This is a genomic window from Massiliimalia timonensis (genome assembly GCF_900186585.1).
GTDB classification, from domain to species: domain Bacteria; phylum Bacillota; class Clostridia; order Oscillospirales; family Ruminococcaceae; genus Massiliimalia; species Massiliimalia timonensis.
Map to the genome: position 1 here is coordinate 59,904 of NZ_FYDD01000002.1, position 21,995 is coordinate 81,898.

General features: G+C 43.3%; 24 protein-coding genes, 1 tRNA gene, 2 other RNA genes and 1 pseudogene. 15 read left to right on the forward strand and 13 right to left on the reverse strand.

The features are described from left to right. Positions 1 to 119 precede the first annotated feature (119 nt). From CIB36_RS00310 to ssrA, 8 genes are all read left to right on the forward strand, one after another. Positions 120 to 488: a hypothetical protein gene (locus tag CIB36_RS00310; RefSeq protein ID WP_093987649.1), complete on the forward strand. Its 369-nt coding sequence runs from the start codon at positions 120 to 122 to the stop codon at positions 486 to 488. A gap of 244 nt (positions 489 to 732) precedes the next feature. After that, an RNA gene (gene ffs / locus CIB36_RS00315) (signal recognition particle sRNA small type) lies at positions 733 to 832 on the forward strand. A gap of 51 nt (positions 833 to 883) precedes the next feature. Beyond that, complete coding sequence (dnaX, locus tag CIB36_RS00320) at positions 884 to 2,524, forward strand: DNA polymerase III subunit gamma/tau (RefSeq protein WP_229408147.1); 1,641 nt, start codon at positions 884 to 886, stop codon at positions 2,522 to 2,524. A 62-nt stretch (positions 2,525 to 2,586) separates the two neighbouring features. Then, on the forward strand, positions 2,587 to 2,934 hold the full coding sequence (locus CIB36_RS00325; protein ID WP_093987650.1) for a YbaB/EbfC family nucleoid-associated protein: 348 nt from the start codon (positions 2,587 to 2,589) through the stop codon (positions 2,932 to 2,934). A gap of 23 nt (positions 2,935 to 2,957) precedes the next feature. Then, the gene (recR, locus tag CIB36_RS00330; protein ID WP_093987651.1) at positions 2,958 to 3,557 is read left to right on the forward strand and encodes a recombination mediator RecR; all 600 of its coding nucleotides are present in this window, start codon (positions 2,958 to 2,960) and stop codon (positions 3,555 to 3,557) included. 77 nt (positions 3,558 to 3,634) lie between these two features. Continuing rightward, complete coding sequence (gene smpB / locus CIB36_RS00335) at positions 3,635 to 4,102, forward strand: SsrA-binding protein SmpB (protein ID WP_093987652.1); 468 nt, start codon at positions 3,635 to 3,637, stop codon at positions 4,100 to 4,102. Beyond that, a complete protein-coding gene (locus CIB36_RS00340) occupies positions 4,102 to 4,935 on the forward strand; it encodes an alpha/beta hydrolase (RefSeq protein ID WP_093987653.1) in 834 nt (277 codons plus the stop codon). The genes smpB and CIB36_RS00340 overlap by 1 nt, the downstream gene beginning before the upstream one ends. 34 nt (positions 4,936 to 4,969) lie before the next feature. Next, positions 4,970 to 5,334: a transfer-messenger RNA gene (ssrA, locus tag CIB36_RS00345) on the forward strand. 121 nt (positions 5,335 to 5,455) lie between these two features. Here the strand turns inward: ssrA and CIB36_RS00350 are convergent. Then, positions 5,456 to 6,514, reverse strand: coding sequence for a type I restriction-modification enzyme R subunit C-terminal domain-containing protein (locus CIB36_RS00350; RefSeq protein WP_229408148.1), 1,059 nt, complete (start codon positions 6,512 to 6,514; stop codon positions 5,456 to 5,458). Between CIB36_RS00350 and CIB36_RS13690 the strand changes: the two genes are divergently transcribed. The 3 genes and pseudogenes from CIB36_RS13690 to CIB36_RS00365 all read left to right on the forward strand — a co-directional run bounded on the left by CIB36_RS13690 (position 6,513) and on the right by CIB36_RS00365 (position 8,797). Continuing rightward, the gene (locus CIB36_RS13690) at positions 6,513 to 6,698 is read left to right on the forward strand and encodes a helix-turn-helix domain-containing protein (RefSeq protein WP_203226414.1); all 186 of its coding nucleotides are present in this window, start codon (positions 6,513 to 6,515) and stop codon (positions 6,696 to 6,698) included. The genes CIB36_RS00350 and CIB36_RS13690 overlap by 2 nt on opposite strands. A 115-nt stretch (positions 6,699 to 6,813) precedes the next feature. After that, a pseudogene (locus CIB36_RS00360) lies at positions 6,814 to 7,191 on the forward strand (TnpV protein). Between the two features lie 130 nt (positions 7,192 to 7,321). Continuing rightward, entirely contained in the window at positions 7,322 to 8,797 is a 1,476-nt protein-coding gene (locus CIB36_RS00365) for a hypothetical protein (protein ID WP_093987654.1), read from the forward strand. 64 nt (positions 8,798 to 8,861) lie between these two features. On the opposite strand, the gene CIB36_RS00370 is transcribed toward CIB36_RS00365, so the two are convergent. The 10 genes from CIB36_RS00370 to CIB36_RS00410 all read right to left on the reverse strand — a co-directional run bounded on the left by CIB36_RS00370 (position 8,862) and on the right by CIB36_RS00410 (position 16,835). Continuing rightward, a complete protein-coding gene (locus CIB36_RS00370; protein ID WP_158662522.1) occupies positions 8,862 to 9,146 on the reverse strand; it encodes a hypothetical protein in 285 nt (94 codons plus the stop codon). Beyond that, complete coding sequence (locus tag CIB36_RS13175) at positions 9,122 to 9,280, reverse strand: hypothetical protein (RefSeq protein WP_158662523.1); 159 nt, start codon at positions 9,278 to 9,280, stop codon at positions 9,122 to 9,124. Before CIB36_RS13175 ends, CIB36_RS00370 begins: the two co-directional genes overlap by 25 nt. A 15-nt stretch (positions 9,281 to 9,295) precedes the next feature. Continuing rightward, positions 9,296 to 10,507, reverse strand: coding sequence for a zinc ribbon domain-containing protein (locus CIB36_RS00375; RefSeq protein WP_203226415.1), 1,212 nt, complete (start codon positions 10,505 to 10,507; stop codon positions 9,296 to 9,298). Between the two features lie 66 nt (positions 10,508 to 10,573). Further along, positions 10,574 to 10,894 (reverse strand): DUF4339 domain-containing protein, encoded by a 321-nt coding sequence (locus tag CIB36_RS00380; protein WP_093987656.1) that lies wholly within the window; start codon positions 10,892 to 10,894, stop codon positions 10,574 to 10,576. A gap of 11 nt (positions 10,895 to 10,905) precedes the next feature. Then, on the reverse strand, positions 10,906 to 11,649 hold the full coding sequence (locus CIB36_RS00385) for an ATP-binding protein (RefSeq protein ID WP_093987657.1): 744 nt from the start codon (positions 11,647 to 11,649) through the stop codon (positions 10,906 to 10,908). Then, positions 11,639 to 13,207, reverse strand: a complete 1,569-nt coding sequence (gene istA / locus CIB36_RS00390; protein ID WP_093987658.1) for an IS21 family transposase — start codon at positions 13,205 to 13,207, stop codon at positions 11,639 to 11,641. Before istA ends, CIB36_RS00385 begins: the two co-directional genes overlap by 11 nt. Before the next feature lie 189 nt (positions 13,208 to 13,396). Continuing rightward, entirely contained in the window at positions 13,397 to 14,503 is a 1,107-nt protein-coding gene (locus CIB36_RS00395; protein ID WP_229408149.1) for an SPFH domain-containing protein, read from the reverse strand. A 46-nt stretch (positions 14,504 to 14,549) separates the two neighbouring features. Further along, complete coding sequence (locus CIB36_RS00400; protein ID WP_093987659.1) at positions 14,550 to 15,284, reverse strand: zinc ribbon domain-containing protein; 735 nt, start codon at positions 15,282 to 15,284, stop codon at positions 14,550 to 14,552. Between the two features lie 23 nt (positions 15,285 to 15,307). Further along, positions 15,308 to 15,520: a helix-turn-helix domain-containing protein gene (locus CIB36_RS00405; RefSeq protein WP_093987660.1), complete on the reverse strand. Its 213-nt coding sequence runs from the start codon at positions 15,518 to 15,520 to the stop codon at positions 15,308 to 15,310. A 472-nt stretch (positions 15,521 to 15,992) separates the two neighbouring features. After that, on the reverse strand, positions 15,993 to 16,835 hold the full coding sequence (locus CIB36_RS00410; RefSeq protein ID WP_093987661.1) for a tyrosine-type recombinase/integrase: 843 nt from the start codon (positions 16,833 to 16,835) through the stop codon (positions 15,993 to 15,995). Positions 16,836 to 17,034: 199 nt separating this feature from the next. Here CIB36_RS00410 and CIB36_RS00415 point away from each other — a divergent pair, with 199 nt between their 5' ends. From CIB36_RS00415 to CIB36_RS00430, 4 genes are all read left to right on the forward strand, one after another. After that, a complete protein-coding gene (locus CIB36_RS00415) occupies positions 17,035 to 17,229 on the forward strand; it encodes a helix-turn-helix domain-containing protein (protein ID WP_093987662.1) in 195 nt (64 codons plus the stop codon). 9 nt (positions 17,230 to 17,238) lie between these two features. Continuing rightward, positions 17,239 to 18,198, forward strand: coding sequence for a hypothetical protein (locus tag CIB36_RS00420; protein ID WP_158662524.1), 960 nt, complete (start codon positions 17,239 to 17,241; stop codon positions 18,196 to 18,198). A 235-nt stretch (positions 18,199 to 18,433) separates the two neighbouring features. After that, complete coding sequence (locus CIB36_RS00425) at positions 18,434 to 19,891, forward strand: recombinase family protein (protein ID WP_093987664.1); 1,458 nt, start codon at positions 18,434 to 18,436, stop codon at positions 19,889 to 19,891. 38 nt (positions 19,892 to 19,929) lie between these two features. Next, positions 19,930 to 20,005: transfer RNA gene (locus CIB36_RS00430), tRNA-Ala, on the forward strand. Between the two features lie 145 nt (positions 20,006 to 20,150). Here the strand turns inward: CIB36_RS00430 and CIB36_RS00435 are convergent. Beyond that, entirely contained in the window at positions 20,151 to 21,311 is a 1,161-nt protein-coding gene (locus tag CIB36_RS00435) for an ABC transporter permease (protein ID WP_093987665.1), read from the reverse strand. Continuing rightward, positions 21,308 to 21,985, reverse strand: coding sequence for an ABC transporter ATP-binding protein (locus CIB36_RS00440; RefSeq protein WP_093987930.1), 678 nt, complete (start codon positions 21,983 to 21,985; stop codon positions 21,308 to 21,310). The genes CIB36_RS00435 and CIB36_RS00440 overlap by 4 nt, the downstream gene beginning before the upstream one ends. Between the last annotated feature and the right edge of the window lie 10 nt (positions 21,986 to 21,995).

A 21,995-nucleotide genomic window follows, 5' to 3' on the forward strand; every position in this document is an offset into this window, starting at 1 on the left:
TACTTTTTCGTTCAATGATAATACGCTAAAAAAACACCTGTTTTTCTTAAAAATGGGTGTTTTTTCATGCCCATTTTTACGAACGACAAAGTACAATTTATGAAAAGGGGACAAAAAATATGGCAAAAAAAGTAATGGGTTATATTAGTTTTGGGGTTAGTCTATTGATTTTTCTATGTTATTTGATGAGTACTTTTATGGCATATGGTTCTGATTCCACTGCCTTGTTGATTCTAGCAGGAATAATGCTGCCTTTTTATGTGCTGGGGTTATTGGGATGCATTTTTGCGGATCGACTGAAAGTGATGAGTGGCATTTTCATGATTTTGGCTGGTGGATGCGCTGTGTTCACCGGACTTATGACATTGGCTGGCGGTTTAGAGGTACTTGGGATTTTAGCCTTACCATTGGGAGTAATTGATGCATTATTATATTTGGTAGCCGCCATTTTAACCTTTGTTTCAAAAACAACTTCTTCGACTCAGTGAACGTTATATAGTGAGGTTTTAAAGTTATAATTAAGGATAGAAAATGCTTCGGCTTTTATCAGGCGGAAGCATTTTTATTTCTGTTAACAAATATATGTTAAAAATTGCACTTAGGATTTCGTGAAATGCAAGCTTTCTCTATCGGAAAATAAGGGTTGTTTTTTTGCATGGAATATAGTATAATATAGAAGTTCAAATGGTGATTATGTATGGGCGGGAAGATGGTACGTTCTAACATACGGATATATGGGTCCTGTGCGACGGGGACTTTGCGAACCATGTCAGGCGGGGAACCGAGCAGCATTAAGCACTGGGCTCGTGCGCCGCAGTTTTGCCTGTTATCCGTATGTTAGAGCGCATCATTATACCTGCCTTTTCTTATCAGAAAGGAGTGAATGGCCGTGTATTTGGCGTTGTATCGGAAATGGCGTCCCAAAACGTTTGACGACGTGATCAGCCAGGAGCATATTACCACCACGCTCAAGCGGGAGATCGTCAGCGGAAAAACGGCGCATTCCTATCTGTTTACAGGTTCCCGGGGCACCGGGAAAACGACCTGTGCAAAAATTTTGGCCATGGCGGTCAACTGTCCGCATACCGTAGACGGGAATCCATGCATGGAATGCGAGATCTGCAAGGGGATCGAGGATGGCTCGATTTTAGATGTGCAGGAGATCGACGCAGCAAGCAACAACGGGGTGGACGACGTCCGTTTATTGCGGGAAGAGGCAAATTATCTTCCGGCTCAGTGCAAATACCGGGTGTACATCATCGACGAAACCCATATGCTTTCCACCTCTGCCTTTAATGCGCTGCTTAAGATCATGGAAGAACCACCAGAGCATGTGAAATTTATTCTTGCCACCACTGAGGTGCACAAGGTCCCGGCAACCGTGCTTTCCAGGTGTCAGCGGTTTGACTTCGGCAGGATCAAGACCGAGGATATTGCAAAGCGCGTCTTATATATTGCAGAGCACGAGTCCTTTTCTGTAACGGAAGAGGCGGCTTTTTTGGTAGCACGCCTTGCAGACGGCGGAATGAGGGATGCGCTTTCGATTTTAGACCAGTGCGTCGCCTTTTCCGACGCTGTTGACACAGAGATCGTATCCCGGGCGACCGGGCTGGTTTCCCGCGATTACCTATTCGATTTAACGGACATGTTTGCAAAGGCTTCGCCCTCCGGTGTGCTTGCCTGTGTGGATGAGCTTTACAGCGGCTCCAAGGATTTACAGAAGCTGGTGGATGAACTGATCGGTCATTACCGGAATCTGATGATCGCACAGACTGTACCGGATTGTCAGGAGCTGGTAAACTGCCTGCCGGACGAGCTTGCCCGGCTTAAGGAACAAGCAAATCAGATACCGATGCGGTCTATCCTGCGCGGGATCACCGTTTTACAGGAATGTCTGGACCAGATCGGGAGAAGCTATGATAAGCGCCTTTGTGTGGAAATGGCATTTTTGAAGCTCTGCATGCCGGAGCTGGATGATTCCTCCGAGGCGCTGGCGCAGCGCTTGGACCGCTTAGAAGCGGTGATCAAAAGCGGGGACTTTGCCCCTGTATCCGCACCGCAGGCACCGCAAGCCATGGCGATGCCGGAGCCTGCCGCCGTTCGTGAAAGAATTCCGGCGGAATCGGTGAAGACAGAACCTGCGCCGCCGGCCGCCCCTGTGAAAGCGGCGGAGCCAATGCCGATGACAGGCACGCTGGAACAGCCGCAACCCTTTGACTTATGGCCGGAGGTGCTGGCAGAGGTGACCCAGCTAAATCCCGCACTGGCAGGGGTGCTTTCCGGTTCACTGGCTTATGAGGCTGGAGAATTTTTACTGATCGACAGCCCGATTGCCCTGTTTGGCCAGATGATCAAGCAGGAGGGCTTTGTAAAGACACTGCTCAGTGTGCTGGAGCAGAAAACAGGACACAGCTATAAGATCCGAGTGAAAAAAGCGAAGAAGCAGGCGGCATCCAGTGTGAATCCGTTGGATGAAATCGCGCGCAATGCCCAGCGTTTGGGGATTGACGTACGCGAAAAATAGGTTGTTTGAAAAGGGGATACCCTTACAATAAAGATAGTACAATTTAAGGAGCGTTGAATACCATGAAAGCAAGATTACCAAAAGGAATTGGCGGCGGGCCGCAGAATATGCAGAGCATGATCAAACAGGCTCAGCAGATGCAGGAAAAAATGGAAGAAAAACAGGAAGAACTGAAAAATAAGGACTTTACCGCTACCGTTGGCGGCGGGGCTGTTACTGTTGTGATCAACGGGGCGAAAGAAGTGAAATCCTTAGAACTGAAACCAGAGGTCGTCGATCCGGAAGACATTGAAATGCTGCAGGATCTGGTGATCAGCGCGGTGAATGAATGCTTAAGAAACATCGAGGAAGAAACTGCCGCTGAAATGGATCAGATCACCGGCGGCCTGAATGTACCGGGAATGTTTTAATCGTTTTTGGGAGAGATAATTGCATGGGATATAATGCAGTGCCGCTGACCCGGCTGATCGAACAGTTTGCCTCCCTGCCTGGGATCGGCAGAAAAACAGCGCAGCGGCTGGCTTTCCACATTTTGACGCTGAGTGAGGAAGAAGCAAAAACATTCAGCGACGCAGTGATGGAGGCGCACCAAAAAATCAAAAATTGCGAGATCTGCAAAAACTTTACCGATAAGCCGGTCTGTGACATTTGTTCGGATTCGGCGCGGGATCATTCAGTGGTCTGCGTGGTAGAGGATGCAAAGGACGTTGTGGCCTTTGAGCGCACCCGGGAGTACCATGGGGTATACCATGTCCTGCATGGGCTGATCTCTCCGATCGATGGGATAGGGCCGGATCAGCTTTATATCAAGGAGCTTCTGTCACGGATCGGGGAGGGCGAGATCCAAGAGGTGATCATGGCCACCAACCCCACCACAGAGGGAGAGGCGACCGCGATGTACCTGTGCCGGCTGCTCAAGCCGCTTGGGGTAAAGGTATCTCGGCTGGCGTTTGGGATACCGGTAGGGTCTAACCTGGAATATGCGGATGAGTTTACCCTTTATAAGGCGCTGGAAAACCGCAACGAGTTGTAGCAGGATGCGACAGGAAATTTGATAGGGCTATGGTAAGATAACAGACAACCCTATTTTAGAAAGCAAGGTGAAAAGGCTTGGCACAGGCAGCAACGAAGACGATTACGACCAACAAAAAAGCGCGGCACGATTATTTTATCATCGAGTCGTTTGAAACGGGGATTGAACTGTTTGGGACGGAAGTAAAGTCGATCCGTGCGGGCAGTGTCAACCTGAAAGACAGCTGGTGCAGCATCGACAATGGGGAGATCTTTGTCAAAGGGATGCACATCAGCCCCTATGAGAAGGGAAATATCTTTAACCGTGACCCATTTCGGGTGCGGAAGTTATTGATGCATAAAAAAGAGATCATGCGCCTATTTGGCTTGGTAAAGCAGGAAAACTACACCCTGATACCGGTAAGTTTGTATTTTAAGGGTTCTCACGTAAAAATGCAGCTTGGACTGTGCAAAGGGAAAAAGCTGTATGACAAGCGGCAGGACTTGGCCAAGCGGGACGCTAAACGGGATATTGACCGTGCATTAAAAGAAAGGAATCGGTTCTGATGATCCATCAAGTCATTGACATTTCTTTGGAAAACACGGTGCTGGGGCCAAATGAAGATGGGTTTCAGCCCAAGTTATACACCTATGTGCTGGATAATTCTCCAGAAATTGATCCTAATAGGGTACGTCCGGCAGTGGTAATTTGTCCGGGCGGCGGGTATCAAATGACCTCTGACCGGGAAGCAGAAGCCATCGCGGTTCGGCTGAATGCACTGGGATTTCAGGCATTTGTCCTGCGGTACAGTGTTGCGCCGGCAGTTTTCCCGCGCGCACTGGCAGAACTGGCGACTGCGGTTTCCTTGGTACGTGAACATGCCGGGGAATGGCATGTAGATCCGGACAGGATCACAGTTGGCGGATTTTCTGCCGGCGGGCATTTGGCAGGCAGCCTGGGCGTATTCTGGAACGAAGAGTTTTTGGCCAAGATCCTGCGCGGGGAAAACCAAAGGTGGAGACCCAACTCCCTGTTGCTGAGTTACCCGGTGATCACTTCCGGTGAATTTGCGCATAAAGGGTCTTTCGTCAATCTGTTGGGGGACCAGTATGACGCGTTGCTGGCAAAGGTTTCCTTGGAAAAACAGGTAGGGGAACAGGTCCCGCCAGTCTTTCTGTGGCACACAGACGAAGACGATGCAGTTCCGGTAGAAAATTCTTTAGTCATGGCCTGGGCGTTAAAACGGCACCATATCCCGATGGAAATGCATATTTATGCGCATGGCGTCCATGGGCTTGGCCTTGCGACTGAGGAAACGAAATATTTGTCCGGGGCAAGTGTCCAGCCGGAATGTGCCGGATGGATTGATTTGTTTGCAACTTGGGCAAAATCTTTATAAAAAGAAAAAGCGGCTGTTTTTCAGCCGCAACTATGGGGGCGTAAAGGTTTCGACGGGGATCAGGAAACATTGTAAGCGAGCCGTGTGGGCGAAAACACGTTAAAAGTCGCACCTAAATATAAACGCTAAAAAGAATACTTTTAGTACTCAACTCTGCGCAGCATAATTTAACTGCTGCCCGTTGCGCATAGCCTGACCGCACGCGTTGCGCAATGTTATTTTTTGCGGTGAACTTTTCTGGCGGGCGCCTTGACGCTGGTAAGGTCTAACTGAGGCTACTGTAACAGATGGCTTGTCTGCCGGCAGTCTGTTGCAGGAATCTTTTTTGGCAGACTACGCTCGTAGAAAGCTTTGTGGATGGATTTTCGGACAGGGGTTCGATTCCCCTCGCCTCCACCACAACGAATAAATCCGAATCTTGTACCGGTTGGTGATGGGTTCGGATTTATTATTTTTTCAGAAAATTTATCATAAAAACAGAAGGACAGGTATAAACGCCTGTCCTTCTGTTTTTTCGGTATTATGACGCTAAAATCTGAATTGCATTTTCTCGAATCATATTAATTGTCTCCATCAAAGCAGTTCGGGTTTTCGCATCAAATAGTTTGATGAAACTGATTGGCTTATCAAATGGCGGTTTGGTAAGTTCCGCAACATTTTCCATGTATCCGTTCAGCTCAATATGATGAATGATTTTGTTTACAAAAGCAATCTGCTTTTGATTAAGAGATTGGTCATTGATAAAGACGGAAAACGCCTGCATAGCCGCTTCATGATACAGCTTAGCTATCTTGCGAATGAGCAAGCCAAAGGGGATGTCACCAAACTCTCGGACATAATCTTCTTTACTGCTCAATTCGCTGGTTAGTACCCGCTCCAGCTCCTGATAATCGCCCATAGCCAGCGGAATGTTGTGCGTCAACTTGTAAATCGCAAGAGTGTTCCTGTGTTCATTTACATAGCGGTTGACCTTAGCGCGATAATCCTCAAAGTCATAGGATGCATCCAGTTGAACGCCTTCTTGGCTGTCAATAATCGGGTCAGTCAGTTTGGTGACAATACGCTTTTGCTCACCTCCACCCTCATCCAAAAAACGGATCAGATCACGCAGTTCTTTCCGCACCTTTTCAAACAGCAGAATATCATTAGTATCCCAGAATGCATCGGTATGAATCTCCTCAAGTATCGGTAGCTTTGCCTTGATTTGTGGAATGCTGGCTTTGCTTTCCAGTAGTACGGCTATATCACACAACTGCTTTTTGGCATACTTAAAAGAAGGCAGCTGCTCGATATGAGCCAGTATCAGTCCATACATGAAGTTGTCAAAACGCTTGGCAAACTCATCGGCCTCCTCCGATCGGATAAGTGGTGCAATCTGTGTCAGCAGCTCGCCTTTGTCTCCTTCACTGAGAGAAACAAAGACATCCCACTTTTTATACTTCTCCACAACCTGCATCCGCAATTTTACAGCAATCAGATCCGGGTTGAGGGAAGCAACCTGTTTGTGGCAGATATCGACCATCTCATCTCGCCATGCCTGATATTCTTTACCAACAAAGGCACTTTCCTGTAAAGCCATGGATTATCCTTACAGTGATAGACTTCGTGAAGTCAGGAAAGCACACAAATTAAATCAAGCAACTTTTGCTGAAAAAGCAGGTATTAGTTTGAGTATCTATTCTAAGTGGGAGGGCGGTTCACGACAGCCGTCAAGAAAAATGTATCGGCAATTGGTAAATACATATCCCGAAATAAATATATGAAAATACAACGTATCTGTGATATAGCAGGTACGCTGTATTTTTTTATCGGCACATTGATATTATTACCCATCTTTCTGTAAAATAAAAGTACACTAAAACACAGGAGGAAAACAAAATGGAAAAATCATTATTTGAACAGATGGGCGGTACATACATTCAGATAGGAGATTATCTGCTTCCAAACTTGACACTTCCCGAAGAAGAACAGAAATCTATCGGTATTTGGGGACAGAGACGCGCACGGTACTTAAAATAGCACCACAAAATTCTGTATATGAACTTATTGACAATTGGTAGGCTAAACAACTACCTTGCCGACATTGACGAACAGGCAGAATCTATGTTTTCTCGGCTGGTTGGAGAAATGTCAGAGCGTGAGAGCATAATCGAAAAACTAAAAGAAGAAAATCCAATGGAATGGGTACAGCTTATGAATAATATCCGTAATCGTGCAACGGAAATTGTAAATGCTGAAACAATTTATATGATATAAGTATAACGGCGACGGGAAAGCAATTCTTCTTGTCGTCGTTTGTTGATTGTTTGACAATAATATGATATGATTTTACGAAGTTATCAACTATTTACTCAAAATATCTGCTGAATTAAAGGTACGGACGCTTATGAAGATTTTTTATTCGTGGCAATCGGATCTTCCCAATAAACACAATAGGGGATTTATTGAAGATTGTATTAAAAGAACGGTAAAAAAATATAAAGATACCATCGCTATTGAAGCTGATAGAGATGTTCAAAACAATACCGGTTCTCCCGATATTGCTAATACGATTTTTGATAAAATTGATGATTGTGATTTGTTTGTTGCAGATATCAGTATTATAAACAAATCGAAGTGTAAGATATTTCGGGGAAAGGCTAGACCAACGCCTAATCCGAATGTGCTTTTAGAACTGGGATATGCAGCGGCTACATTAGGTTGGGATAGAATTGTGTGTATTTACAATACCGACTACTCTGAGTTAGATGCATTACCTTTCGATTTGAGACAGCATCGGATTACAGATTATTCTTTGTTTGATAAAGAAAAATCTGTAGTAAGAGCGGGGGTTGTAGATGCAATATCTGCTACCATTGATGGGTTGATTGATAGAGGAAGTGCTGTTCGTCCTAAAGGAACGCACGCCTTTCATCAAATACTTGGAGTTAATCCCCAAAGTAATACTGTGGGGCAAAGTATATCAATTTCTAAAGTCGATTTCTCTGAGATTAGAAAAGAACTTGTAAAAATGGGTTTTAAGCTTGTTGATAATCTTAATTCATCAAGCATTCGATTTACTGGCAATAGGGACCCGTTGCTTTTTAATATGCATATAAACCTCGATGCGGCAACAATTAAAGAAATTGCTTCTGAGGAGAAAATGGAAGTTACTGCTGCGGTAAAAGATTTGTTGGAAGTAGAGCTTCTTGCATCAGCCTTTTGTTTCGGTGACTTAAAGGAACGCCGCAATTATTTGGAAGGAGGCTTTGAGTACGAAGGAACGGATGCTGAAAAGCAAAAACATCAAGATTATTTGATGCTAAAAAGGCTGTTGACAGAAATAATGATATTAGACCTATTTTGCAAACCATTCGAGGGGTTATCTATATTGCCGTTGGCTATAAAAAATATTTCCCCGAACTTGGATCGTAATATCAACATTACCGTAACTGTTGAAGGCGATAATTTTGAATTAGTATCACCGACAAAAGATTTAATTAACGAAGAATTACAGGGCAATGTAGGATTTATCTGTGACTTTGGTTTTATTCTTAATGCATTCGGTATGGAAGAAACTCCAGCGATTAAATTTGACGAACAGGAACTTTATGACTATTACGATGATAACCCGTATATTAATTTGTGGGATGGTGGAACAACATTTGACATCGATGATTGTGTTAATGTGCTTTGCGATTATGTCGCAGCCCCAAGTACAACCAATGTCTTGGAATTTAAAATTAGTTCATTACAAGCCAAGGAGACCAAATGGCTAAATAAGATTATATTGATAAAAATTAATAATGGAAAAATCAAGCTAAACTATTCTATTAAGTCTGACAACACAGACGGTAACATTTCAGGGATGATTGAACAGTAATTCTTTCGCATAGCATAGAAGTAAGAGGCCGATACCGTTGAAAGTATCGACCTCTTGTTTTCTATTACATCGCCGGTGCTGTATTATTAATCTTTTTCTGCTTACTGCCACCAATGAATCCAATTATCGTAATCGGTAATCCAAACAGAAAATAAACCGGGAAACAAATTGTACCAATCAAATATAGTGTGGCTGCAAATTTTGCACTACCGCTTTTTCTACTGGCATAAGCAATCCATCCTATTAGGCAACCAAGAACAAATGTGATGATATGGACACAAAGCAAGATAACGATAGCGTATAAGATATTCATTGCTGGTGAACTCATACCAAGCAATTCAAACGCCAATTTAAAATATGCACCAACCGTTTCGATAAAATCAGCACCACCGCTTCAATGATTGCACCGCCAAAAATCCACAGCAATACAGCTGAATAAATGGTGGCAAAAATGTTTGATACTAAAAGTGTTTTACTTCTCATATGAACTTGTTCTCCTTATTCTGCTACTTCAAGCAATTTTTTAGCTACTCGTGTTTGAACTTCAAGGTAATATGCAGTTTCCGCTGTATTCAAATCTTCGTCTTCCCATTTTTCAAAGTCTTCAACGAAATCTGCGTATTTGCTCATATAATCTGCGTAATCAGCAAGGATACTTAAATCACTGCCATCGGACTCAGCATACTTTTTCATAAACTCAACATATTCGTCCATAAAGGTTTCGTAACTGACCATAGCTGCTTTGAAGTCAGGATTTAAACTATCAGTATTTGTATCTGGTACTTCAGAACTGTCAGGCTCAGACGGTGTATCCGTTGAAGGTGTTGTAGTATCCGATGAAGATGTATCGTTGCTTTCTTCATCGCCCGGGGAATCAATATTAATACTCATAACATTATTACCTTCATATTTCAAGGAAATATGCCAGCCGTCAGCATTATCGGCATAATAATATGTATCGCCCTTATCATAGTCAACAGTAAAGCCTTTATCCGAACAAGCGGCTACATAGGCATCAAAGTCGGCTTTAGATGTATTCCCCACATAAACGAAGAAATTATCATCGTGTTCATAAGAGAATTTGCCTGTTGTTGATTTTGGAGTCGGAAGCAATTTCCCGGCTGCACTTGACGGCCAGCTAATCGTGCCAAGTTTCATAGGAACTTTCAACGTAATCGACAAGCTGTCGCTAATATGACTTAAATCTAAGCTATATCCCTCTGAATTAAATGCCTTATACGAATACGATATTTTCTCTGCATCAACAGTAAATCCCTTATCCGTACAAGCAGATAGATAGTCATTATATTGGTCATCAGACACCTTATCCAATGTAACCCACAATTCTTCATCCGAATTTTCATATAACTTGCCCTTGTTTGTAGGCGGTTCTGGAATCACATCCCCCAAGGCCATCTTTGCCCATTCAATTTTTTCACCTTTTCCACCGCTGCCGATTATACTTCCAACTATTGCAATTAGCACAACGGCAACAATTCCAATAAACCACCATCTCTTGAAAAATGGCTTTTTCTTCTTTTTAGGCATTCCGTCCTGCACAGGTGCAGATTGTCCATAGAATTGTTGCTGAGGTTGCTCTGTCGTTTGCTGGATAGGCGGCGGTGTTACGGGTGTTTCCGCCTGCGTTTTTGCCCCGCATTCAGGGCAAAACTTGCCTTCAAATTCTGTTCCACATTGATTGCATTTCATAAAGTTTTCCTCCCTTAATATAATTAAGCTCAAATTTATAATGAAAGCAAAAACTATATTTGCTTATCAGTCCATCGGTGGAATAGGCGGGATAACAGTAAATAGCTGTTTTAAGGTATCTACAGTTCCTGCCGCTTTCCATTGATCCATTCCATTTGTCCAAACCAAACTGTCTGATGTAAGCTGACCGTTAGAAACCATACTTTTAAGAATCGTAAAATCGAATGGACCGGTTGCTTGATTATTTACTGCAATATAGTATGAGATAACAGATATAGGTGGTGGTACAACACTGGTGATTATTTCACGCCAAGGGATCCGGGTCTGAGCTTTGCTCAGACCCACTGATTTTTCTCTCAGACCCAGCAATACGCTTTTGGGATCCACCGGTGTGTTTTTTACCTTTTATGCTTGGCACAGTATTCCCTCATATTGGTGCTGCCAGTTTCAATCCAGAAGGCTGTGTATGCGTAACGGTCTACAATCGCTTCTGCCCGTACTCCTTCGCCCAGACGTTTCACCCAGTCATCCTTGCGGTATTGTGTACAGAAGATGGTAGAGGTTGTATCCGAGCGCCTTTCCATAAGTTCAAACAGGAAGTAGAGTTCCGTATCCGATATGTCAGACACCAGCCACTCATCCAGTATCAGGAGAGGTATCCGGCTGTAACGTTCAAGCAGCTTCCTTTGATTCCCGGCAACTACGGTGGAGTCCCCATACTCCATTAGCAGATCAGGCAGCCTGACATACCGTACCCTGACATGGTTCAGGCAGGCTTCTTTTCCCAGGGCACAGGCCAGGTAGGTCTTCCCTGAACCGGTAAATCCCTGGAGGATGATGCTCTGGTGCAAACCGATGTACTGGCCACTGAACAGGTTCTCAATGAGCTCCCTGTTTAATCCGCGGCTGGCATAGATGACTCCCTGCCGGTTTGCCTGCGGAAAACGGAGCTTTGCTGACTTGATCAGCCGCTGTATCTTCCCATTGTATTTCTCCTGGTAAATGTAGTCCACCAGCCGCTGCATCCTTTCATCGAAGGGCAGGGCTATTGTCGCAGGATCCGCCTGCTGTACCTCCAGCCCTTTGATTGCCTCGCCCAGATTAATTTCACGCAGCTTGCGCCTGGTCTCTTCATTGATCATCTCTGCCACCTCCGTAATAGCTGCTTCCCCTCAGGTATCCCATCTGGGAATGGTCCTTTGCATTTGCTTTTTTGCGCTCTACGTAAATCTCATCTTGATTGGATGCAAGGATCGAATTAAGATGGTGGTAACGGGGCTTTTTAATCCCGCTGGTGATGGCAAACTCACAGGCAGCTTCCAGGCGCGCTTCGGAGTATTTGTTGCTCAGTCTCAGGACGGCCAGCGCAGGGTTATAGCCCTGTTCTTTTATGGGAACCCCCTCAAAGATACGGTCAATCGCCTGTACCGTATAATCGCCGATGGATCGTGCCCAGTTTTTGATCCGGATATCATCCCATGGGGAAAACTTGAACTTATCCGGCATATCTTCCGGATGGGTGGAATACTGGTTCCTCCGGCCAGCCGGGAAGCGGTTATGCGTGGCTATGCGAGCAGAACCGCTGTAGATCTCCACGGTGCTGTCCGTAACCTTTAGGTCAACACTCTTCCTGGCGTACTGGTAAGGACAAGAGTACCGGTTATACTCAAAGACGACATGGTAGTCGATGTTTACCTTCCTGCCATAGACCCACGTGGCGATCTCATAAGGGACAGACGGCAGTGGATGCAGGAACGGCTTCTCATCCAGGTAAGCGTCATAGCGGCTCCCTTCACGTTTCTGGAAACTATCGTGGTTGAAGCCGTAGAGCTTTTTTGCAACGGCAGCTTTCAGATCCTCAAAGCTGTAAAAAGTCTCGTTCCTCAGCCGTGCGATGATCGCTGTTGCAATCTTCCCCACTGTGCCTTCCACGGAAGCTTTCTGTTTGGGTTTACAGATGCCTGCCGGCATGATGGCTGTCTGGTAGTGGCTGCCCAGGGCTTCATAATCCGCAGTCAGGACAACTTCCCCTTCTCTGGGATGGGATACAACGCCCGTCTTCAGGTTATCGCAGACAAGACGCGTGGCAACCCCGCCGAAGAACCCATACATGTGGATGTGGGCGCGGATAAAGCTGTCCATCTTCATGTCCCGGCAGGGTTCCACGTAGGAGTACTGGCTGTAGGGCAGTGTCCCTACAAACAGGTATACGGTTACGATCTCCCCTGTGGAAGTGTCGACATAGGTCATGGTAGGCCCTGACCAATCTACCTCCACAGCAACGCCGGGCTTATGTTCCAGGTGGTTCGTAAGCTTGTTTACAATCGTGTATTCGCTGTAGCCCTGGCAGTATTTCGTATATCCCATGGGAATGTTGCCAGACGCCCTGCATTTGTCCTGGTATTCCTGCCAAAGGAGCTTCAGCGTCACGCCCGTACGTTTCAGTTCCTGATGGACATACTCGTAATCCGGCTTGTCATACAAGCTTTCCAGGGCAAACTTGTCCGGATAAAACTTGCGGTAAACCGTATCCTCATCCATCTGGGCGATGTCCTCATAGGATATGCCCATCCTGTCAGCGATGTGGAACACATCACCGACAGAGTTCTTTGAAATGTGCCTGCTGGCGGCGATTGCATTCCGCCCCATCCCGGCACTGCGAAGCTCCAGTATCAGCTTCACGTTAATCTTTTTGGCCATGTTTTCGGCCTCCTTTCATAGAATCGGAGACTATTTCTCCAATAAAGATTCTACAAAAGAATAGCTGAAGTAAAAACCTGGCCTCTCGGCATCGGGGCGGATCTATTGCATGAACTGATCAATGGTGGATCACTTATGTGTACTGGTGGATCTCAAAAGCGTATCGATGGCCCTCATAGCGTGAAATATTCAACTGGGGTGCATAGGCTGATTGACCCCTTGCATAATGTTATTCATAGAACCTGCAATATTTTGACCGACTGCACCGCCGACAGCCATACTTGCCATCATTGCAGCCATATTAAAGCCGTCACCACCACCGCCGAGGTTTACATCGCCGGCGCCGTTAGAACCCATCTGCCCAAGTGATTCTGCTCCGGCAATACCAACCTCTGCTTGCTTTTCAACTTGGAAAGCCCCAATGTTAGAGGATTGTGTTTGCTTATGTTGAGCATACTGACCTTCTTCACGCTGAATACGCAGAGTTTCCTCGTAGTTTTCTGCTTCAATACGCTGTTTTGCAGCAATATCTTTGATTCGAGCTTCCGCTTCCGCTTGGGTAGTTGCCGCAGCAATATCTCTTGTTACTCCCATAAGAGAACGATATCCTTCACTTGTTTTATCAATCTCAATCGAACCAATATCAACGCCGGAAACATCAACTCCGAAAGTTTCTCTCAATCGTTCACCAATGTCGAGTTCAATAACATCGTTAATTTGTGATACTTTCGTTTCAATCTGTATCAAAGGTATGTTATGGGCGGCAGGAGCATTGGCAACGGTATCCTTAACATACCTATTTACCGCATCTTTTACTTGTGCTTGGAAGTCTGCAAGATTAAATGCGTTCAACCTATGTAATTTGATAAACTCCCTATAATCTGAAATTTTAAAACTAATTGTCCCCCTAACAGCGACAGGGACGCCAAAATCCAAAAATCTTGGGTCATATACATCAAAGAACGGTACACCAAATTTCACTTGAATAATTTGCGCAAGATTTATGAAATATACTTCTGCTTGGAAAGGCGTACCACCGTCATATGCAAGGCCTACAATACTTGCAAGTATCGGGAAGTTTTCGGTTTTAATTATTTGGTCAAACGGACCCACAATAAAATCTTGCATCGTTCCGTTCTGCTGCTTGTAAACAAAAACTGCCACTTCTCCATCTTTAACTCTTAATGACGAACCCCAACGAATGGCATTCTCACGATTATTGTTGTCTTGTTGAGAACCATTAGGATGCCATTTCCAAATTAAATACGATGACTCGTCACAGCGTATTTCATCCATAAAGCCGTCTGCTCTTGGCTTACTGAAAATCGACATTGTTTTTTTCTCACTTTCTGATTTGTTTTTTATTTTTCTTATTGGTAATACCGTATGTAGTACCTAAAATAATGGCATCAAAAATAATATCCAATCCCGCAAATTCGCCGCTAAACAAACGAATAATATTGAAAATAACAAGAAGTATCAAAACAACTGCAAACACTATATTAGGCATTGACCTAAAATAACTGGCTATCATACTTCCGACAGAAGCCGTAGTATGCGAAAACTTTCCCAATGATATATCTTTTTCAGTTTTTTCATATATTTCCTCGACTTGTGCAAAAACGGGGTCTTGTTGCAAAGTTATTTGAGCTTTATGATATGCCTGCTCAAATTTTGCAACCCAAGCCTCAAAAATGTTCTTATCTATTTCACCATTAATATTTGACGAAGCCAAAATCATAAACTCAATAATATCTTCTTTCGCATTCGGAATGGGGTAGTTACGAATCATCATCGTTTTTTGCTCAATAGAGGTGGCTCTATTAAGTTCCCAATAAAGTTGTTGAACCGAACTTGTAACTGATGAGCCTCTCAATTCGTAACCACAAGACGGGCAACTGATGACAAAAGAGTTAATAACCTCACCACAATTAGGGCATTTGTGTATTTCACCATCGTAAAATGTTTTTCGCTCATTTTTCACCACCTTTTTATGCGGAATAACCGTCGAGCCACAGTTGGCACAAAATTTTACCCCTTCTTTCAATTCTTGTCCGCAATTAACGCAAAACGCCATTTCATATCTCCTTCTTTTCAAAATTAGTATTCTTCTTGACGAACAGCATCACATATATCCCCGATATTACAGTCAAGATAATCACAAATTCTCAACAAAACAGAAAGTGCTACTTCTTCGTTCTTTCTCATTTTAGTCATAGTACCTGTTGCTATATTTAAGTCCTTACGAAGTGTAGCGGGTGATATGTCCTTTTCAATCAGCAATATCCAAAGCTTTTTATAACTAATTCTCACATTTCATTCCTTCTTTAAGACTTGCACCTACCTATAGCCACACAAGCTACTTTTGATACGAACTGAAATAAAATTCACAACTTCTTGAGACTACAAGTTCAAAATAAAAACCGTAATCTAACGGCTAAAATATTTCATATGCACCACGCAGTGCCACAACATAATCTGTATTATGTTGTAACTCAAGATAGATTGCTCGGCAAAGATAGATATAATAATCAAATAAAACCTATTAAAAGGCATAACAAAAAAGCCTTTCCACACTTTCAAAAAGAAAGATTAAGGAAAGGCTTTTTTGTCATGTTCAATTATTTCAGCTTGCCAACCAAACTTTTGAAAGATTAAAAAACAGTTGATTTTAAGTTAAAATAACGCTATAATATATTTAACAATTCATGGTCGTTGTAATTTCAGACTAATCAAATACAACATAATACAGATTATGTCGTCACCGCCATTTCTATGGCGGTTTTTATATTATCAGACGCATATTTTCAAGCTTACGGCGGTGTTCAGTGCCACTTGAAATGATATAAATGCGAGTAGTATTGATGCTCTCGTGACCGAGAATGTCAGCAAGCTTGGCAATATCTTTTTCAATTCTGTAAAAGGTACGAGCGAATAAATGGCGTAGGTTATGCGGAAACACTTTATTGGGATTAACCCCGGCTTGCTCACATAAAGCTTTCATCTCTCGCCAGATATTGCATCGACTTATAGGTTTGCCCGATTTCGTGATAAATATTGACCCCGAAGTAATGTTGTGTTCTTTAGCATACTTTTGTAGTTTTTTACAAAGGTCTTTTACGATAAACACTTTACGACTCTTGCCCTTACAAGAAACTATCGCTTCACCATAATTAATAGCCTCAACCGTAATAAATTCTAATTCACTAACACGAATGCCTGTAGCGCAGATTGTTTGGATCAGCAGGGATAGGCGTTCGTTCTTTTTATGCTCTGCTGCTCGGACAAGCGCGATATACTCCTGTTTCGTTAGTTCACTTTCCTCAGAACAGTATGTTTTTCGTTGCACCTTAAATTGCTTGATGCACATATCTGTCCAACCGACAAATTTAAGAAAAGTGTTTAGCGCAGCAATCATGGAATTAGCACTGGTTAAAGCAAAGCTGTTTTCCAAATAGGCTTTATATTCAAGGACAAGGGACTTGTCAATAATCATGCCATTCATAAAATCTGCAAAGCGGCGAATATCCCTAAGATATTTCTCAATCGTGTTACTGCTCCTTTCCTCATTTACCAGCATTTTCTTAAAGTTTTGCAACAATTCTGCTGTAATAATTCTCTTTTTCATATCAAATACCTCCGTTTTTATTTTACAATAGTAACTTTACTATTGCGTAACGGAGTATTATTTACGGTACTTCAAAAAGCAAGTAAATTACAATTAGGGGATCGCAATTATAAAAAACAACAAAATCATACGCAAACCTACAATTATCTTTACAAATCCAGTGTTTTTCGCTATAATTTTATTAAGCGAGGTGTTACAAATGCTTGAAATTGAAAATCGCTATTACTCTATGGTAGAGATATGCAAATACTTGGGCATAAGCAGAGATACTGCATTAAAATGGATTGCAAATAAAAATATGCCGGCACACAAGGTCGGCAAAAAGTGGATGTTCAAAGTGTCTGAAATTGATGCTTGGGTAAACAGTGGGCAAGCGGAAGAACATACAGATTGAGGTGAATTTATGCATATACCTAGCGAAAAGGTTTACAACAGAATGCGTTCTGAGGTGGTCTCGATATGGTATGTTCCTGCTAATGACGGAGAAGAAACCGCTCTGTTGATAAAAGCCCCAACACCTACATTAAAAGCATTAATCATTGGTTGTCCAATACAGTTGTTGTTTGGAAAAATGAACAACTACCTATGCATCGGTATAAGAATAAAGGATATGCCGAACACTCCTGCTTTAATATCAGGTCCTCAAATTGATTTAGAAGAACACAAAGCACTAATGCAATCAATAAAGCAAAGAAAATTCCCTATTTTTCTTTTCAATGAAATGGATATTTGTGTAGCATCGTCCTCTGTTGAAATCACGGAAGAAATATCTGCTCAATTATCGTTATTTATCGGAAACGAAAACCAATTATATGTAGGAAAATTTAATGACGAGGTTTCTCATGCCGTTGACTGTTTTGTACATTCAATCGACAAAATGCAACAGTACCAAAACGCTCACGCCATACCAACTCTTGAAGTATGCGTAAAAATAGATACTTGGAAAACAAATAGTATTTATTTCATAAACAATGATTCTTATAACGAGATCAACATTGCAAGCAATCTTGAAGGTGCAAATTTTGAAAATACAATCTGGGGGTCTTTAGAATCGGTTTTTCCTAAAACATTGTATAAAAGCCCAACAGTCAAGAACGGAGAAAAAGTACGCAAGTTTATTGATGTCTTTGCATTTCATCAATATGGTAGTTTTTTAATAGAAGCCAAAGATCTTTCTGTAATTCAAGCTGGCTTTAACAGGAACGAAACCAAGCGTCTTGCTGGAATCCAAAAGCAGTCAGAAAAAGCAATTAAACAACTTGTCGGCGCAGTTAATGCTTTTAAACGTGGAGCACTATTATTTGATTCTAAAGGGAACGAAATATGCGTAGATAGAACAATCCCCCTCACTGCATTGTGTTAATTACCGAATTAATGACAAGTGGTGGCTGGGACAGTATTACAAAACAACTATTAGATGCCATAGAAGAAACAGGTGCACTATTCCATCTTCTTGATTTAAGAGAATTTATAATATTATTAAAACAAAGTTCAGGCAAACCCGAACTAATTGATTATAACTTAGTAGAAAGATGCAAATTTTTCTGTCAAAAGAGAAGTGTATTTATACGGGGAATTTGATTCTAGGAGGTGAATTTATGAAACTTGTGATCTACGTAAGATATTCGAGCCACAGTCAGACGGAGCAATCAATTGAAGGCCAGTTGCAGTATGCCAAAAACAACGGTTATACCGTAATCGGTGAATACATCGACCGAGCACAAAGCAATACAACGGACAACCGGATTGAGTTTCAAAGAATGATTGCCGACAGTGATCGGCACACCTTCGATGGGGTTTTGGTCTATCAGCTTGATCGTTTCGCCCGTAACCGCTTTGACAGTGCTGTGAACAAGGCAAAGTTGAAAAAGAACGGTGTGCGTGTGCTTTCGGCTCGTGAGAACATAACCGACGATGCTAGCGGCATTCTTGTTGAGGGCATACTGGAAAGCATGGCTGAATACTATTCCGCTGAGCTTTCACAAAAAATTCGCCGTGGTATGGATATCAATGCTGAAAAATGTTTGAGTAATGGCAGCAATCCCGGACTTGGTTATTCTGTGGATAGTGAACGCCGCTTCCATGTCAATCCCGAAATAGCTCCTATTGTCCGTGAAATCTTTGAGCAATATGCAAGCGGTAAAACCGTTATGGAGATTATCACGGATCTAAATGCAAGGCAGATTAAAACCTCTCTTGGTAAGGCGTTCAACAAGAACAGCCTACACCGTCTTTTGAGAAACAAACGCTATATCGGATATTACATCTACAAAGATACCGAAACTCCCGGCGGTATGCCACGTATCCTTGATGATGATTTGTTTGAGCGTGTGCAGAGTATGCTTGATCGCAATAAAAAAGCCCCTGCTCGCAAGCGGGGCAAGGACGAATATCTGCTGACCACCAAGCTGTTTTGCGGTCACTGCGGACGAATGATGATTGGCGAGAGCGGTAAATCCCACACAGGTGTTATCCATCGCTATTACAAATGCAGCGGTGCCAAGAGAAAGCTGGGCTGCCACAAGAAAGCGGTGAAGAAAGACTGGATAGAACGCATCGCTGTGCAGTATACCATACAGCGGGTCTTTCAGGATGAACTGATCACCCAAATTGCGGATAAACTGGTGGAACTGCAGAACACAGAGGACAATACTCTCCCTCTGCTGCGCAAACAGCTTGCAGATACCAACCGCGGGATTGAAAATATGCTCAATGCCATTCAACAGGGAATCCTGACCAGCAGCACCAAAGAGCGGCTGGAGGAATTGGAAAAGCTGCAGGAAGAATTAAAGACCAGCATTTTGCAAGCAGAGTTAGAGCAGCCGAAATACAGCCGGGAGGACATTGTCGAGTGGATCAGCTGGTTCAAATACGGAGATCCGAACAACAAGGAATACCAGCGACAGATCATCGATATTTTCCTCAACAGCATCTATGTATTTGACGACCGGCTGGTTTTTACATACAATTACAAAAACGGCACGCTGACGGTGACGCTGGCGGACGTTTCTGCGGCTTTTGGTTCGGATTTGAAGTCCCGCACTCCACCAACGTGAATAGGAAAAGGAAAATCCAAAACGGGTTTCCCAAAAATGGGGGCGTAGCTCACCTGGGAGAGAGATACGTTCGCAACGTATAGGTAGTCGGTTCGAGTCCGATCGTCTCCACCACAACGAGTAAATCCGAACCTTGTGCCGGTTGGCGATGGGTTCGGATTTACTCTATTTATGTAGAAAAATCATTAACTGATAAAAAGACAGATGGACTATCATATTGATTGCCATCTGTCTTTTTTATCCATTTTTATTTACCGATTTACGAAGTATGTAACGCATCAATTGGTTGCAGACGTGATGCCTTTGCAGCCGGATAACTGCCGAACAATACACCGATCACCGCACAAAACGCGATAGCTGCCAGACCGATGCTCCAATTAATTGTTGCACTGCTCCCGGCAACTGTATTATATATGCCAACAATAGCAGCAGATAAGACTAAACCTATCAACCCTCCAAGGACAGAAAGGATACATGATTCGCAAAGAAATTGCAGCATAATATGCTGTCTCTTGGCCCCGACAGCTTTGCGGATACCAATCTCTCTTGTTCGCTCGGTTACGGATACAAGCATGATGTTCATAATCCCGATGCCGCCTACCAACAGAGAAATAGCGGCAATCCCTGCAAGTAAAAGGGACATGGTGTTATTAACATCATCCATCGTATCAAGAACGTCAGATTGATTGCTTACAGTAAAACTATCCTCATCTCGGGTTGCTTGTAATAAAAAAGATTCTACCATATTGATCGCCACATTTACCGAATTGGAACTGGAAGCTTTAATGTAAAAAGTGGAGACGGATTTTTGACCTGTAATGCGTTCGGCCGTTGTATATGGAATCAAAATTTTGCTGTCATCCGAACCTACCAGGCTGCTGCCCTGTTCTTCCAGTATGCCAATGACCTTATAATTCCTTTCTCCAATGGTGATGGTACCACCCACGACATCCCAAGTGCCAAATAAATCGGTTGCTGCTTCTGTGCCGATGACAGCGACATTTGTTGTCCATTCAATATCGGAATCGGTAATCAGCCGCCCGCTTTGAATTGTTACATCTTGTACATCAAAATAGTTATTTGTAACACCGAGAATAGAATAGGAACCGGTTTCATCGTTATGTTTTACGGTTTCATTTGTTGTGATCACCGGTGCTGTCTTGGCAATTACACTATAACTGTTCAGCGTTTCAATACTATCACGACTGACGGAGGCATCTTCTCCCGTGATAGAAGCAGTGATTTGATCTGAGCCCATGCTGGCAATACTATCCGTAATACCGCTGGTTGCGTTTTGTGTAATAGAAACGAGAATGACAACGGCCATAACGCCAATAATGATACCGAGCATAGTAAGAAAGGAGCGCATTTTATTGTTGTAGATTGCCCTGAGGGATAATTTTATGATTTTTAGCGTCATGTTCTTTCCTCGCTTTCCGTCAGTATCCCGTCATGGACATACACTTTGCGCTGCGCCTGATCGGCAATATTCTTGTCATGTGTAATTAGGATGATGGTGTTGCCTGCTTTGTGCAATTCTTTCAAGATCTCCATGATTTCAGCACCGGAAGAGGAGTCAAGGTTTCCAGTCGGCTCGTCCGCCAGAATAATGGACGGTTCTGCCGCAAGTACACGGGCGATAGCAACCCTTTGCTGCTGGCCGCCTGAAAGCTGCGTCGGCTTATGTTTCATACGATCGATAAGGCCTACCTGTGTAAGCGTTCTTTCCACCCTCTCCCGCCGCTCGGACGGAGAGAGTTTATGATACAAAAGCGGCATTTCCACATTCTCGTATGCAGTAAGCTCGGATAGCAGATTGAATTGCTGAAAAATAAATCCGATTTTTTTGCCCCTGATTTCAGAAAGTTCATTTTCCGTACAACTGTCCACGTACTCGCCGTCAAGGATATAATCTCCTGAATCGGGAATATCGAGGCAGCCGATAATGTTCATCAGCGTTGATTTTCCACTACCGGATGGGCCAAGAATGGATACAAATTCTTTGGGCTTCACATGTAGATTGATGTCGTGAAGGACAGCCACCTGTTCGTCGCCCAGAGAATAGGATTTATAAATATGTTTTAGCTTTATCATGTTGATCCCT